This window comes from Tepidimonas sp., assembly GCF_036825565.1.
GTDB lineage: Bacteria > Pseudomonadota > Gammaproteobacteria > Burkholderiales > Burkholderiaceae_C > Tepidimonas.
On record NZ_DAISXZ010000068.1, the window covers coordinates 1 to 12009 of the forward strand.

Here is a 12009-nt window from a genome sequence, read left to right on the forward strand (position 1 = left end):
CGCCCGACAGCGCCGCCACCCCGCCGCGCCGACCCTGCGCGAGCGCTGGCCGATGATGACGCTGTAAGAGCGCTTCGAGCAGGTCGTCGCGATCGTGCTGTCTGCGGTGATCGCCGTCATCGTCGTCACGTCGCTGGTGCAGCTCATCCGCGAGGTGTTCATGCTGCTGGTGCTGGACGCTTTCAACCCGCTGGATCACAAGATGTTCCAGACCGTCTTCGGCATGATCATGACGGTCCTGATCGCGATGGAGTTCAAGCACTCCATCGTGCGCGTGGTGATGGGGCAGGACAGCATCGTGCAGGTCAAGACGGTGGTGCTGATCGCGCTGATTGCGCTGTCGCGCAAGTTCGTAATCCTGAACCCCGAGACCTCGCCGGCCAAGGTGGCGGCGCTGTCGGGCGCGGCGCTGGCGCTGGCGCTGGGCATCGTGTACTGGCTGATGCGCGAGCGTGACCAGCGCGCGCTGGACGCCGAGCGGGCCGCAGCGGCCGCGCAGGGGGAGTCGCGCCATGCGTCATGATCCGTGGACTTCGCCCGCACCCCAGCGCGGGGATGTGTTCGTGCGCCGGCTGCTGTGGCTGGCGCTGGTGGTGGCGGTGCTGATGGTGCTATGGCACTGGCTGCCGGCGCTGCAGGCGCGTTGGCTGGCGCCTGCGGCTGCCCCGGCGGCCGAGCGCACCGTCACGCCGCGTGGCGACCTGGCCGCCGACGAGCTTGCCACCATCGAGTTGTTCGAAAAGGCGCGCGACTCGGTGGTTTTCATCTCCACCGCGCAGGTGGTGCGCGACGCCTGGACGCGCAACGTCTGGGAGGTGCCGCGCGGCAACGGCTCGGGCTTCATCTGGGACGACGCCGGCCACGTCGTCACCAACTACCACGTCATCGAGGGGGCGTCGTCGGCCATCGTGCGGCTGGCCGACGGACGCGACTACCGCGCCGCGCTGGTGGGGGCCTCGCCCGCGCACGACATCGCGGTGCTGCGCATCGGGGTGGGCTTCAAGCGCCCGCCGCCGGTGCCGATCGGCACCAGCCACGACCTGAAGGTCGGGCGGAAGGTGTTTGCAATCGGCAATCCGTTCGGGCTGGACTGGACGCTGACCACCGGCATCGTTTCGGCGCTGGACCGCACGCTGGACGGCGGCCCCGGCAAGCCGCCGATCAAGCACCTGATCCAGACGGACGCAGCGATCAACCCCGGCAACTCCGGCGGGCCGCTGCTCGATTCGGCCGGGCGGCTGATCGGCATCAACACCGCGATCTACAGCCCGTCGGGCGCCTCGGCCGGCATCGGCTTTGCGGTGCCGGTGGACACGGTGGTGCGGGTCGTGCCGCAGCAGATCCAGCACGGACGCTACGTGCGCCCGGCGCTGGGCATCGAGGTGGACGAGACGCTCAATCAGCGGCTGGTCGCCGCCACTGGGGTGCAAGGCGTCTATGTGCTGCGTGTGCAGCCGCGCGGCGCGGCCGAGCAGGCCGGGCTGCAGGGCGTGCGCATGACCCCGCAGGAGCTGGTGCCGGGCGACGTGATCGTGGCGGTGGAAGGCAAGCCCGTCACCAGTGTGGGCGCGCTGCTGGCGCGGCTGGACGATTTCCGCGTTGGTGACACGGTGTGGCTGAGCGTGCGCCGCGGCGAGCAGTCGCGCGAGGTGGCGGTGACGCTGCAGCCGGGGGTGTGATGGGCATCCCCCGCTGGGTCCGGGTGTGGATCGCGGCGATGGGTGCCGTGGGCCCGCTCGCGTCGGTGGCCGACACCCTGCCGCCGCCGGTCCAGCAGGCCCTGTCCCGTGCCCGCGTGCCCGCCGCGGCGCTGGCCGTCGCGGTAGCCGACGCAGCGCCCGGTGGGCGGGTGCTCTTGGCCCATCGCGCCGATGTGCCGGTGAACCCCGCCTCGGTCATGAAGCTGGTCACCACCACGGCTGCGCTCGACCTGCTGGGGCCCGCTTACACCTGGCGCACCGCCGTCTATGCCGACGGCCCGGTGCGCGACGGCGTGCTGGCCGGCTCGCTCTATCTGCGTGGCGACGGGGATCCGAAGCTCGTCACCGAGCGCCTGTGGCTGCTGCTGCGGCGCGTGCAGGCGCTGGGCATCCGCCACATCGCGGGGGACATCGTGTTGGACCGCAGCGCCTTTGCCCTGCCGCCGCACGATCCGGCCGCCTTCGATGGCGAGCCGCTGCGCCCCTACAACGCGGCGCCGGATGCCCTGCTGATCAACTTTCGCGCCCAAGTGTTGACCTTCGTGCCGGATGAGGGTGCTGGGGTGGCTCGCGTGGGGCTGGAGCCGCCGCTGGCCGAGGTGACCGTACCCGATGTGGTGCCGCTGGGCGACGGTCCGTGCAACGACTGGCGTGCCGCCCTGCAGGCCGATTGGTCGGATTCCCGCCGGCCGCGCTTCTTGGGACGCTACCCGCTGGCGTGCGGCGAGCGCGTCTGGCCGATCGCCCACCCCGAGCCAGACCGACTGGCCGCGCGCGCGGTGGCCGGGGTGTGGGCGCAGTTGGGCGGCGGGCTGGGCGGCCGGGTGCGGGACGGCACGGTGCCGCCCGGGCTGGCGCCGCGGCTGCTGTTCGACTCCGTCCCACTGGCGGATGTGGTGCGCGATGTCAACAAGTTCAGCAACAATGTGATGGCCCAGCACCTGCTGCTGACCCTGGCGCGCGCGCCCGGGCTGGCTTCGGCGGGGGCGGCGACGGCCGTGCCACCGGCCCCGGCGACGTTCGAGGCGGCGCGCGCCGTGGTGCGGGACTGGTGGGTGACCCGGCTGGGGTCCGACATGCCGCCGCCCGTGGTCGACAACGGCGCGGGCCTGAGCCGCAACGCGCGGGTGACCGCCACCGCGCTGGTGCGCTTGCTGCAGTGGGTATATGCCAGCCCCTGGATGTCGGAGCTGATGGCGTCGCTGCCGGTCGCGGGAGTGGACGGCATCCTGCGCCGCAGCGCCATGGGGCGCGGCTTGGCGCATCTGAAGACCGGCAGCCTGGCCGATGTGCAGGCGCTGGCGGGCTATGTGCACCTGCCCGATGGTCGGCGACGGGTGTTGGTGGCGATCGTCAACCACCCGGAGGCACGCGCCGCCCGCCCGGCACTCGATGCCCTGGTGCAGTGGGCCGCCGGGCAGCCATAAGCGCGCTGGGTGCCGGCGGGGCCGCGGACGGGCACTGGCCCATGGGCGGGGTCAGGGTTCGATTTCGATGCGGCCGGGGCCGTTGGCGCCGGTGACCTCCAGCGCCCGCTGCGCGGCGATCACCATTTCGGCGGCCAGCTCGCGCAGATCCTGCCTGCCGCGCGGGGCGCGGCTGTGTACCCCGATGCTGACGGAGCGCCGCGCGTCGCCCGCACGCGCGGTCGGCCCGTCTGCGGCCGGGGCCGCGGCCAGTTGGCGCAGATCGCCCGCCAGTACCAGGGCGCTGGGCACATCCGCGTCGGGCAGCACGACCAGAAACTGCCCGGGCCCCCAGTGGGCCAAGACCTCGTGGGTGCGCAGGCGCGGCGTGAGCCGCCGCGCGACGTCGCACTCTGCTTCGTCCAGCGCGGTGCGGGAGGCGGGCACCTCGTCCAGGGCGATGACCAGCACCGTGACGCTCAACCCCCGCCGCTCGGCCAGGGACAGCGCGCGCGGCAAGTGGTCCAGCGCAGCGGCGCGGTTGGGCAGTCCGGTGCGCGCCTCGCGCAGCGGCAGATCGGCCGGGGTCTGGCGGCGGCTCCAGCGGGCGCCCAGGAAGGCTCCCGCCGCCAGCGCGAGCACGGCGGTGGCGAGCCAGACGATCAAGGGGGGCCGCATGCCCCGTATCGTAGCGGGTTGCCCCGCGCCTATCGGTACCGGGGTTGACGCTGGGCGCGGGCGATCCGGCCCGTCACCCCGCCCATCACCCGGCCGATGCAGCCGACTCCGCCGGGCCGATGGTCAGGTGCACCTCGCCCACGTCGGCGACACGGCCGTGCAGGCGGTCACCCGGTTGCACGGGGCCCACCCCCTCGGGGGTGCCGGTGTAGATCACGTCGCCCGGTTGCAGGTGGTAGAACAGCGACAGGTCGGCGATCAGCTCGCGCAGGTTCCAGATCAGCAAGCCCAGGTCGGCGTGCTGGCGCACCGCGCCGTTGACTTCGAGCACGATTTCGCCCTGCTCCAGCACCGTTCCGGGCATGGGCAGCACCTCGCCGCAGACGGCCGAGCCCTCCACGTCCTTGCCCAGGCACCACGGGTGCCCCTTGTCGCGCAGGCGCAGTTGCACGTCGCGGCGGGTCATGTCCAGCCCCGCCGCGTAGCCGTAGATCAGTTCGTGCGCGCGCTCGGCCGGCACGCGAAAACCGCCCCGCCCCAGCACGGCTACCCATTCCATCTCGTAATGAAAGTTTTGGGTTTCCGGCGGATAGGGCACCGTGGCGCCGGAATCCACCAGGTGGACGGGGGATTTGGTGAAGTAAAACGGCCGCGCCGTGGCCTTGTCGACGCTGACGCCCATCTCCTGCGCATGGGCGTGGTAGTTGCGGCCGACGAAGAACAGGCGGTTGACGGGCAGGCGGGCATCGGTGCCGCGCACGGCCAGCGACGCGGGGGCGGGCGGGGTCCAGAGGTAAGCGGTCATGGGCAAAGCTTGGGATGGAAGGGTCTAGGGCTTCATTGTGCGCCGCGCGCGACGGCATCCAGCTCGGGCCGTGTCGCGTCGGGACGCACCTCGTACAGCCCCAGCTTGCGGTGCAGCGGGCTTTCGTCGGCGACGAACAGAAAGGCCGGCTCGGTCGTCGAGCGGTTGGCCAGCGTCACCGGCGTGTAGCCGGGGATGGCGCAGGTGTCGGCCTCGTCCAGCGGGTAGGTCGTGGCCGCATGGGCTGCCCCCGCGGGGGCGTCGATGTGCACGGTGCTGCCGCCGTCGATCTGGTGCAGCACCATCGCGGGCGAGCGTGCCGGCAGTGCCAGCGTCTGGCCGGGGCGCAGCATGAGCGCGTGAAAGCCGAGGATCTGCTCGGCGTCCGCGCCGGACTCGGGGTGGACGTAGGTGACTTGCACGGCTTCCAGCGTCGGCTGGCCGGCCGCCAGCGTCTGCAGGGCGGCGCGTGTTTCGGCCCAGGGGTAGCGCAGCAGCGGATAGCGGGCGTGGCGGCCTGAGGGCGCCGCAAACAGCGGGCGCGGGCTGACGCCGGCGCGCACATGCGCTTGCTCGCCGTGCCGGCCATGCACCGCTTGGCGGGTGCCGTTCTCGTGGTAGCTGGCCTCCAGAAAATACACCAGCGGCAGGTCCAGCACGTCCAGCCAGACCACGGGGTCGCTGCCGTCGTGGCCGTGCTCGTGCCACGAGCCGGTGGGGGTGAGGATCAGGTCGCCGCGGGCCATGGGGCACTGCTCGCCATCCACCGTGGTCCAGGCGCCCGTGCCTTCGACCACCATGCGCGCGGCGTTGGGCGTGTGGCGGTGGCTGGGGGCCCATTCGCCAGGCAGCAGCAGTTGCATGCCCAGGTAGATGGCGGCGCTGGCCTGCATGGCGTCCAGCCCATGGCCGGGGTTGGCCAGCACCAGCACGCGGCGCTCGGCCTTCTCGATGGGGGTGAGCGCGCCCGCGCGCAACAGCAGCGGGCGGATGTCGCGGTACACCCAATGCGTGGGGCGGGTGCGCTGCGCCGGCCGCTGCTGCGGCAGCAGCGCGCGCAGGCTGGGCCACAGCGGCACCAGGTTGCGCGCGCTGAGCGCCTGCCGGTAGTCGGGCGGGAGTTCGTCCAGGGTTCCGAGGGCGTGCATGGTGCGGCTCCGATTCGGTGGGGGCGGTTCAGTGGGGGGCGGCCAGACAGGTGTCTACCGTCCAGCCGTAGAGCCATTCCAGCGCATCGTAGAAGCGCTGCGGCGAGCGGCCGCGCCACAGGTCGTTGCGCACCAGCCGCTCCACCCCCTTGGCGTGGTAGATGCGCCCCATCTCGCGGCTGGACAGGACGATGCGCGCGGTGCGCGCGATGCGCGAGCGCTGGTACAGGTCCAGCGCGCGGTCCCAGTCGCCGCCGTGCACGCGCAGGGCCTCGCCCAGCGTCACGGCGTCTTCCATCGCCATGCAGGCGCCCTGCGCCATGTACTGCGTGGTCGGGTGGGCGGCGTCGCCCAGCAACGTGGCGCGGCCAAAGCTCCAGCGCTCGATCGGCTCGCGGTCGGCGGTGGCCCAGCGCTTCCAGCTCTGGGGCAACTCGATCAGCTGGCGCGGCAGCGGATGGATGCCCTGGAAGTAGCTCTGCACCTCCTCCTTGCTGCCTTCGGTGACGCCCCATTCCTCCGGCTGGCGGCTGTGGAAGGTGACGACCACGTTGTACTGCTCGCCGCCGCGCAGCGGATAGTGCACCAGGTGGCAGAGCGGCCCGGCCCACAGGCTGGCGGCGTTCCATTGCAGGTCGCGCGGGAAGTCCGCCTTGTCCACCACCGCCCGGTAGACGACGTGGCCGGTGACGCGCGCCGGATCGCCCACGTACTGCGCGCGCACCACCGAGCGCACGCCGTCGGCGCCGATCAGCGCCTGGCCGTGCCAGCGCTGGCCGCGCTGATCCTCCACCGTCACCCCGTGGCCGTCCTGCTCCACGCGCACGATGCGCGTGTCGGTGTGGAAGCGCACGCGATCGCTGGCTTGCACCCCTTCCAGCAACGAGGTGTGTACGTCCACGCGGTGGATGACCGCATAGGGGTTGCCAAAGCGTTCGCGAAACGCCTGTCCCGTGGGCACCCGCGCCACCAGCGATGCGTCCAGCGCGTCGTGCATCACCAGCTCGTCGATGTAGACGGCGCGCCCCCGGGCGCGCTCGCCGACGCCCAGCGCGTCCATCGCCGAAAACGCATTCGGGCCGAGCTGAATGCCGGCGCCGATCTCGCCGATCTGCGCGGCCTGCTCGAACACGAGCACCTCGTAGCCCTGGTTGGCCAGCGCCAGCGCGACCGCCAGCCCACCGATGCCGCCGCCGGCCACCAGCACCGGCTCCCGGGTCGTCGCATGTGTCATAAGGTTACCTTTGGGGGGAGTGGAGAGCTAATAATAAGTATACTGACGATTAGCGTAGTCGTAAAATCAGCGGTACCACTTCGGGTTTACCCGCAATCCGCGACCGGGCCTCGGTCCCGGCCGAGTCCCGCCACCCATGTCCGCGTCCGCCCCGCTCCTCGATGTCAACGCCCAGCCGGGCCACGCCATCCGCCGCCTGCACCAGATCGCCGTTGGCATCTTTTTGCAGGAGACGGCGGCCCACGGCATCACCCCGGTGCAGTACGCCGCGCTGCAGACGGTGCACAACGAGCCGGGTATCGATCAGCGCACCCTGGCCAGCCGCATCGCGCAGGACACCTCCACCACCGCCGGGGTGGTGGAGCGGTTACAGGCGCGCGGCTGGTTACAGCGCGAACCGGATCCGGCCGATCGCCGCGCGCGCCGGCTGACACTCACGCCCGAGGGGCAGGCCCGGCTGGCCGCCGTCGTGCCGGACATGCGGCGCGCGCAGGCGCGTATCCTGGCCCCCCTGAACCCGCAGGAGCAGGCGCAGTTCATGGTGCTGCTGCAGCGGCTGGTCGATGCCAACAACGAGCTCAGCCGTGCCCCGGGGTCGGTGCGACAATCGGGCGCATGAACGCGATCTCCGTTCCCGAATTGATGCAGCGGCTCGGCCAGCAGGCCCGCACCTCCTCGGTGGCGATGGCCCAGGCGAGTGCCGCCCGCAAAAACGCCGCCTTGCGCGGTCTGGCCGCGCTGCTGCGGGCCCATGTCCAGCCCTTGCAGGCCGCCAACGCGCTCGACGTGGAGCGGGCCCGCGCCGCGGGCCTGAGCGACCCGATGGTGGACCGCCTCACGCTCACGCCGAAGGTGATCGAGACCTGCGCGCAGGGCTGCGAGCAGCTCGCCGCCATGCCGGACATCATCGGCGAGATCGTCGGCCTGCAGCAGCAGCCCAGCGGCATCCGCGTCGGGCAGATGCGCGTGCCGATCGGCGTCTTCGGCATGATCTACGAGAGCCGCCCCAACGTCACCATCGAGGCGGCGAGCCTGTCGATCAAGAGCGCCAACGCCTGCATCCTGCGCGGCGGCTCCGAGGCGCTGGAGAGCAACCGGGCGCTGGCCGCCCTGGTGCAACGGGCGCTGGCGCAGGCCGGCCTGCCGCGCGAGGCGGTGCAACTGGTGCCGACCACCGACCGCGAGGCGGTTGGCCGCCTGATCGCGATGCCGCAGTATGTGGACGTCATCATCCCGCGTGGTGGCAAGGGGCTGATCGAGCGCATCAGCCGCGAGGCCAAGGTGCCGGTCATCAAGCACCTGGACGGCAACTGCCACACCTATGTGGATGACCCGTGCGACCTGGACATGGCGGTGCGCGTCACCGACAACGCCAAGACCCAGAAATACAGCCCCTGCAACGCCACCGAGAGCCTGCTGGTGGCGCGCGGGGTGGCGGCAGACTTCCTGCCGCGCATCGGCGCGGTGTTCGCCGCCAAGGGAGTGGAGATGCGCTGCTGCCCCGAGGCCAAGGCGCTGCTCGCCGGCGTGCCGGGCGCGGTGCTGAAGGACGCCACCGAGCAGGACTGGTCCGAGGAGTACCTCGCGCCGATCATCAGCATCAAGGTGGTGGCCGGACTGGACGAGGCGATCGACTGGATCAACCGCTACGGCAGCCACCACACCGACGCCATCCTGACCACCGACCACCGGCACGCGCAGCGCTTCCTGCGCGAGGTCGACTCCAGCAGCGTGATGGTCAACGCCAGCACGCGCTTTGCCGACGGCTTCGAGTATGGTCTGGGGGCGGAAATCGGCATTTCCACCGACAAGTTCCACGCCCGCGGCCCGGTCGGCGTGGCGGGCCTGACCTCGCTGAAGTACGTGGTGCTGGGCGAGGGTGAAGTGCGGGGCTGAAGGGGCCGGGTTCGCCCGCGCGGGCGCAGCGCCCGCGGCAGCACCGCGCACGGATAATTCCGCCATGGCAAGCAAACATCGTGTCGTCGTGGGACTCTCGGGCGGGGTGGACTCCGCGGTCAGCGCCTGGCTGCTCAAGCAACAGGGGCACGAGGTCGTCGGCCTGTTCATGAAGAACTGGGAGGATGACGACGACGGCGAGCACTGCACCAGCCGGCAGGACTGGCTGGATGCCGCCAGCGTCGCCGACGTGATCGGCATCGACGTCGAGCACGTCAACTTTGCCGCCGAGTACAAGGACCGGGTGTTCGCGGAGTTCCTGCGCGAGTACGAGGCCGGCCGCACGCCCAACCCCGACATCCTGTGCAACGCGGAGATCAAGTTCAAGGCCTTTTTGGACCACGCGCTGCGGCTGGGGGCGGAGAAGATCGCCACCGGGCACTACGCGCGCGTGCGCGCGGTGGAGGCCACGAGCGGCCGCGTGCTAGACGACGAAGCGGCCGCGCGCCTGCCGGCCGAGGCGCTGCGGCACGAGCTGCTCAAGGGGGTGGACCCGGGCAAGGACCAGAGCTACTTCCTGCACCGGCTGACGCAGGCGCAGTTGGCGCGCGCGCTGTTTCCGGTCGGGCACCTGCACAAGAGCGAGGTGCGGCGCCTGGCGGCCGAGATCGGCCTGCCGAACGCGCGCAAGAAGGATTCCACCGGCATCTGCTTCATCGGCGAGCGGCCGTTTCGCGAGTTCCTGCAGCGCTACCTGCACGGCACGCCGGGGCCGATCGTCGATGACCAGGGACGCGAGATCGGCCGCCACGTCGGTCTGAGCTTCTACACCCTGGGCCAGCGCCAGGGGCTGGGCATCGGCGGCGTGCGCGGGCGCGACGAGGCCGCGCAGGGCGTGCACGCGCCGTGGTTCGTGGCGCGCAAGGACGTGCCGCGCAACGTGCTGTGGGCCGTGCAGGGGCACGACCACCCGTGGCTGCAGTCGAGCTGGCTGCGCGCCGACGACGCGAGCTGGATCGCCGGCGCCCCGCCGGCGCCGGGCCGCTACGCGGCCAAGACCCGCTACCGCCAGGCCGACGCGCCATGCACGCTGGTGGCGCCGGAAGGTGGCACGGCCGCCTTCGAGCTGCGATTTGAAGAGCCGCAGTGGGCCGTCACGCCCGGACAGAGCGCCGTGCTGTACGACGGCGAGGTGTGCCTGGGCGGCGGCGTCATCCACGCCGCCCAGGCCACCGAGCGGCCGCTGCCCTGCGACCCGACAGAGGCTGCCAACAGGGCTCCGCGGCGGCGATCCGCGCCGCGCGCCGCCTGCGGGCCGGCCTGAGGTCGCGACTCAGAACGGAATGTCGTCGTCCATGTCCTCGAAGCCGCTGGCGGCCGGCGCGGGGGCCGTCTGCGGCGCGGGGCGGCTGGCCGGAGCGGCCACGTTGCGTGCCGGGGCGGGGGCGGCGGCGCGCGGTGCGTAGCCACCGTCCTCCGACGGGGCGCCCATGCCTTCGCGGCTGCCCAGCAGTTGCAGTTCGGTGGCGATGATGTCCACCGTGTTGCGCTCGATGCCGTCCTGGCCGGTGTACTTGCCGTACTTCAGCCGGCCTTCGACGTAGACCGGCCGGCCCTTTTTCAGGTATTCGCCGGCTATTTCGGCCAGCCGGTCATAGAAGGTGACGCGGTGCCATTGGGTGTCTTCGACCACCTCGCCGGAGTTGCGGTCTTTGCGCCGGCTGGAGGTGGCGATGCTGACGCTGGCCACGGGTTGGCCGGACGGTAGGTAGCGGATTTCGGGGTCGCGGCCGCAGTTGCCGACCAGGATGACTTTGTTGACCGATGCCATGGGGTTGTCCTCGTGGATGGGGCGGTTGCCCAATATTCGACCGATTGTGCCCCAATCGCCCCGATGGCCCCATCCCCTGGGCGGGGGAGGGGCGGTCAGGTCTGCGGCAGCGCCGAGGGCGCGGCCGTGGGTGGGCGCAGGCCCCAGCTGAGCACCAGCCACAGCATGCACAGCGCGGCACCAAGGCCGAAGACGCTGGCCGCCCCGCCGTGGTGCATCAGCCAGCCGCCCAACGCGCCCCCCGCAAACAGCCCCAGCGACTGCAGCGTGTTGTACACCCCCAGCGCAGCGCCCCGCGCATGGGCCGGCGCCAGCCGCGAAACCAGGCTGGGCTGGCTGGCTTCCAGCGTGTTGAAGCCCAAAAAGAACACCAACAGCCACACCCCGGTGATGAGTGTGCTGTCGGCGCCGTGGCTGGCGGCCCACGCCAGCCCCCCTTGGGCGAGCACCAGCAAGCCGATGGCGCCGCGCAGCACCGCGCCCAGGTGACCGCGCCGCTCTAGCCGGAACAGCAGCCCGCCCATGATCAGAAACGACACCAGCAGCGCCGGCAGATAGATCTGCCAATGGTGCGCCTTGTCGATTCCGGCGCCGACGAGCAGACCGGGCACGGCCATCCACATGGCCATCTGCACCGTGTGCAGGGTCAACACCCCCATGTCCAGCCGCAACAGGTCGCGGTGGCGCAGCACCAAGCCCAGCCCGACCGGCGTCCGCGCGGTCGATCGGGGAGGCTCGGGCGGCACCACCCACGCCACCACCGCCATGCCGGCCAGGGCCAGACCGCCCGTGAGCCAGAACAGCCCCCCCAGCCCGATGGCCGCGGCCAGGGGCGGGGCGGCGACCAGCGACAGGGCAAAAACCAGCGCGATGCTCACGCCCACCAGGGCCATGGCCTTGGTGCGCACGGCATCGCGCGTCAGATCGGCCAGCAGTGCGGTGACGGCGGCCGATATCGCCCCTGCGCCTTGCAACGCACGGCCGAGGGTCAGCATGTCCAGCGTCGAGGCGGTAGCCGCCAGCGTGCTGCCCAGGGCAAACAGCGCCAGCCCCGCCAGGATGACGCGTTTGCGGCCCCAGCGGTCCGACGCCAGCCCCAGCGGAATCTGCAGCAGCGCCTGCGCCAGGCCGTATATGCCCATGGCCAGCCCGACGCGCGCCGGATCGTCACCGCCCGGCAGCCGGGCCGCCTCCAGCGCAAAGACCGGCAGCACCAGAAACAAGCCCAGCATGCGCAGGGCAAAAATGCCCGCGAGCGCCAAACTCGCGCGGCGCTCGCTTGGCCACATGCGATCGGGGGAGGATGGGGGG

The 12009-nt window shown here is 71.6% G+C and carries 11 protein-coding genes and 1 pseudogene; 6 read left to right on the top strand and 6 right to left on the bottom strand.

The window, feature by feature from the left end:
• The first annotated feature begins 52 nt into the window (after window positions 1-52).
• The 3 genes and pseudogenes from V7026_RS09200 to dacB all read left to right on the top strand — a co-directional run bounded on the left by V7026_RS09200 (window position 53) and on the right by dacB (window position 3127).
• A pseudogene (locus tag V7026_RS09200) lies at window positions 53-523 on the top strand (phosphate-starvation-inducible PsiE family protein).
• Window positions 513-1679: a S1C family serine protease gene (locus V7026_RS09205; protein WP_334155087.1), complete on the top strand. Its 1167-nt coding sequence runs from the start codon at window positions 513-515 to the stop codon at window positions 1677-1679. Before V7026_RS09200 ends, V7026_RS09205 begins: the two are co-directional and overlap by 11 nt.
• On the top strand, window positions 1679-3127 hold the full coding sequence (dacB, locus tag V7026_RS09210; RefSeq protein ID WP_443082337.1) for a D-alanyl-D-alanine carboxypeptidase/D-alanyl-D-alanine endopeptidase: 1449 nt from the start codon (window positions 1679-1681) through the stop codon (window positions 3125-3127). The genes V7026_RS09205 and dacB overlap by 1 nt, the downstream gene beginning before the upstream one ends.
• A 51-nt stretch (window positions 3128-3178) precedes the next feature.
• Here the strand turns inward: dacB and V7026_RS09215 are convergent, their stop codons facing one another.
• From V7026_RS09215 to V7026_RS09230, 4 genes are all read right to left on the bottom strand, one after another.
• Window positions 3179-3784: a diguanylate cyclase domain-containing protein gene (locus V7026_RS09215; protein WP_334155088.1), complete on the bottom strand. Its 606-nt coding sequence runs from the start codon at window positions 3782-3784 to the stop codon at window positions 3179-3181.
• 85 nt (window positions 3785-3869) lie between these two features.
• The gene (locus V7026_RS09220; protein ID WP_334155089.1) at window positions 3870-4589 is read right to left on the bottom strand and encodes a fumarylacetoacetate hydrolase family protein; all 720 of its coding nucleotides are present in this window, start codon (window positions 4587-4589) and stop codon (window positions 3870-3872) included.
• Window positions 4590-4621: 32 nt separating this feature from the next.
• Window positions 4622-5737, bottom strand: a complete 1116-nt coding sequence (locus V7026_RS09225; protein WP_334155090.1) for a cupin domain-containing protein — start codon at window positions 5735-5737, stop codon at window positions 4622-4624.
• A 28-nt stretch (window positions 5738-5765) separates the two neighbouring features.
• Entirely contained in the window at window positions 5766-6971 is a 1206-nt protein-coding gene (locus V7026_RS09230) for a 3-hydroxybenzoate 6-monooxygenase (protein ID WP_334155091.1), read from the bottom strand.
• 136 nt (window positions 6972-7107) lie between these two features.
• On the opposite strand from V7026_RS09230, the gene V7026_RS09235 reads away from it, so the two are divergent.
• The 3 genes from V7026_RS09235 (at window position 7108) to mnmA (ending at window position 10191) form a co-directional block, all read left to right on the top strand.
• Complete coding sequence (locus V7026_RS09235; protein ID WP_334155092.1) at window positions 7108-7590, top strand: MarR family winged helix-turn-helix transcriptional regulator; 483 nt, start codon at window positions 7108-7110, stop codon at window positions 7588-7590.
• Window positions 7587-8867, top strand: coding sequence for a glutamate-5-semialdehyde dehydrogenase (locus V7026_RS09240; RefSeq protein ID WP_334155093.1), 1281 nt, complete (start codon window positions 7587-7589; stop codon window positions 8865-8867). Before V7026_RS09235 ends, V7026_RS09240 begins: the two co-directional genes overlap by 4 nt.
• A 64-nt stretch (window positions 8868-8931) precedes the next feature.
• Window positions 8932-10191, top strand: a complete 1260-nt coding sequence (gene mnmA / locus V7026_RS09245; protein ID WP_334155094.1) for a tRNA 2-thiouridine(34) synthase MnmA — start codon at window positions 8932-8934, stop codon at window positions 10189-10191.
• Window positions 10192-10200: 9 nt separating this feature from the next.
• Here the strand turns inward: mnmA and V7026_RS09250 are convergent, their stop codons facing one another.
• Together V7026_RS09250 and V7026_RS09255 are read right to left on the bottom strand one after the other, a co-directional pair.
• Window positions 10201-10698, bottom strand: coding sequence for a single-stranded DNA-binding protein (locus V7026_RS09250; protein ID WP_334155095.1), 498 nt, complete (start codon window positions 10696-10698; stop codon window positions 10201-10203).
• 95 nt (window positions 10699-10793) lie between these two features.
• Window positions 10794-11987 (bottom strand): MFS transporter, encoded by a 1194-nt coding sequence (locus V7026_RS09255; protein WP_334155097.1) that lies wholly within the window; start codon window positions 11985-11987, stop codon window positions 10794-10796.
• Window positions 11988-12009 lie beyond the last annotated feature (22 nt).

Coding starts and splice junctions, on each gene's coding strand:
- V7026_RS09205 (WP_334155087.1), top strand. CDS start 513: ATGCGTCATGATCCGTGGACTTCGCCCGCACCCCAGCGCGGGGATGTG.
- dacB (WP_443082337.1), top strand. CDS start 1,679: ATGGGCATCCCCCGCTGGGTCCGGGTGTGGATCGCGGCGATGGGTGCC.
- V7026_RS09215 (WP_334155088.1), bottom strand. CDS start 3,784: ATGCGGCCCCCCTTGATCGTCTGGCTCGCCACCGCCGTGCTCGCGCTG.
- V7026_RS09220 (WP_334155089.1), bottom strand. CDS start 4,589: ATGACCGCTTACCTCTGGACCCCGCCCGCCCCCGCGTCGCTGGCCGTG.
- V7026_RS09225 (WP_334155090.1), bottom strand. CDS start 5,737: ATGCACGCCCTCGGAACCCTGGACGAACTCCCGCCCGACTACCGGCAG.
- V7026_RS09230 (WP_334155091.1), bottom strand. CDS start 6,971: ATGACACATGCGACGACCCGGGAGCCGGTGCTGGTGGCCGGCGGCGGC.
- V7026_RS09235 (WP_334155092.1), top strand. CDS start 7,108: ATGTCCGCGTCCGCCCCGCTCCTCGATGTCAACGCCCAGCCGGGCCAC.
- V7026_RS09240 (WP_334155093.1), top strand. CDS start 7,587: ATGAACGCGATCTCCGTTCCCGAATTGATGCAGCGGCTCGGCCAGCAG.
- mnmA (WP_334155094.1), top strand. CDS start 8,932: ATGGCAAGCAAACATCGTGTCGTCGTGGGACTCTCGGGCGGGGTGGAC.
- V7026_RS09250 (WP_334155095.1), bottom strand. CDS start 10,698: ATGGCATCGGTCAACAAAGTCATCCTGGTCGGCAACTGCGGCCGCGAC.
- V7026_RS09255 (WP_334155097.1), bottom strand. CDS start 11,987: ATGTGGCCAAGCGAGCGCCGCGCGAGTTTGGCGCTCGCGGGCATTTTT.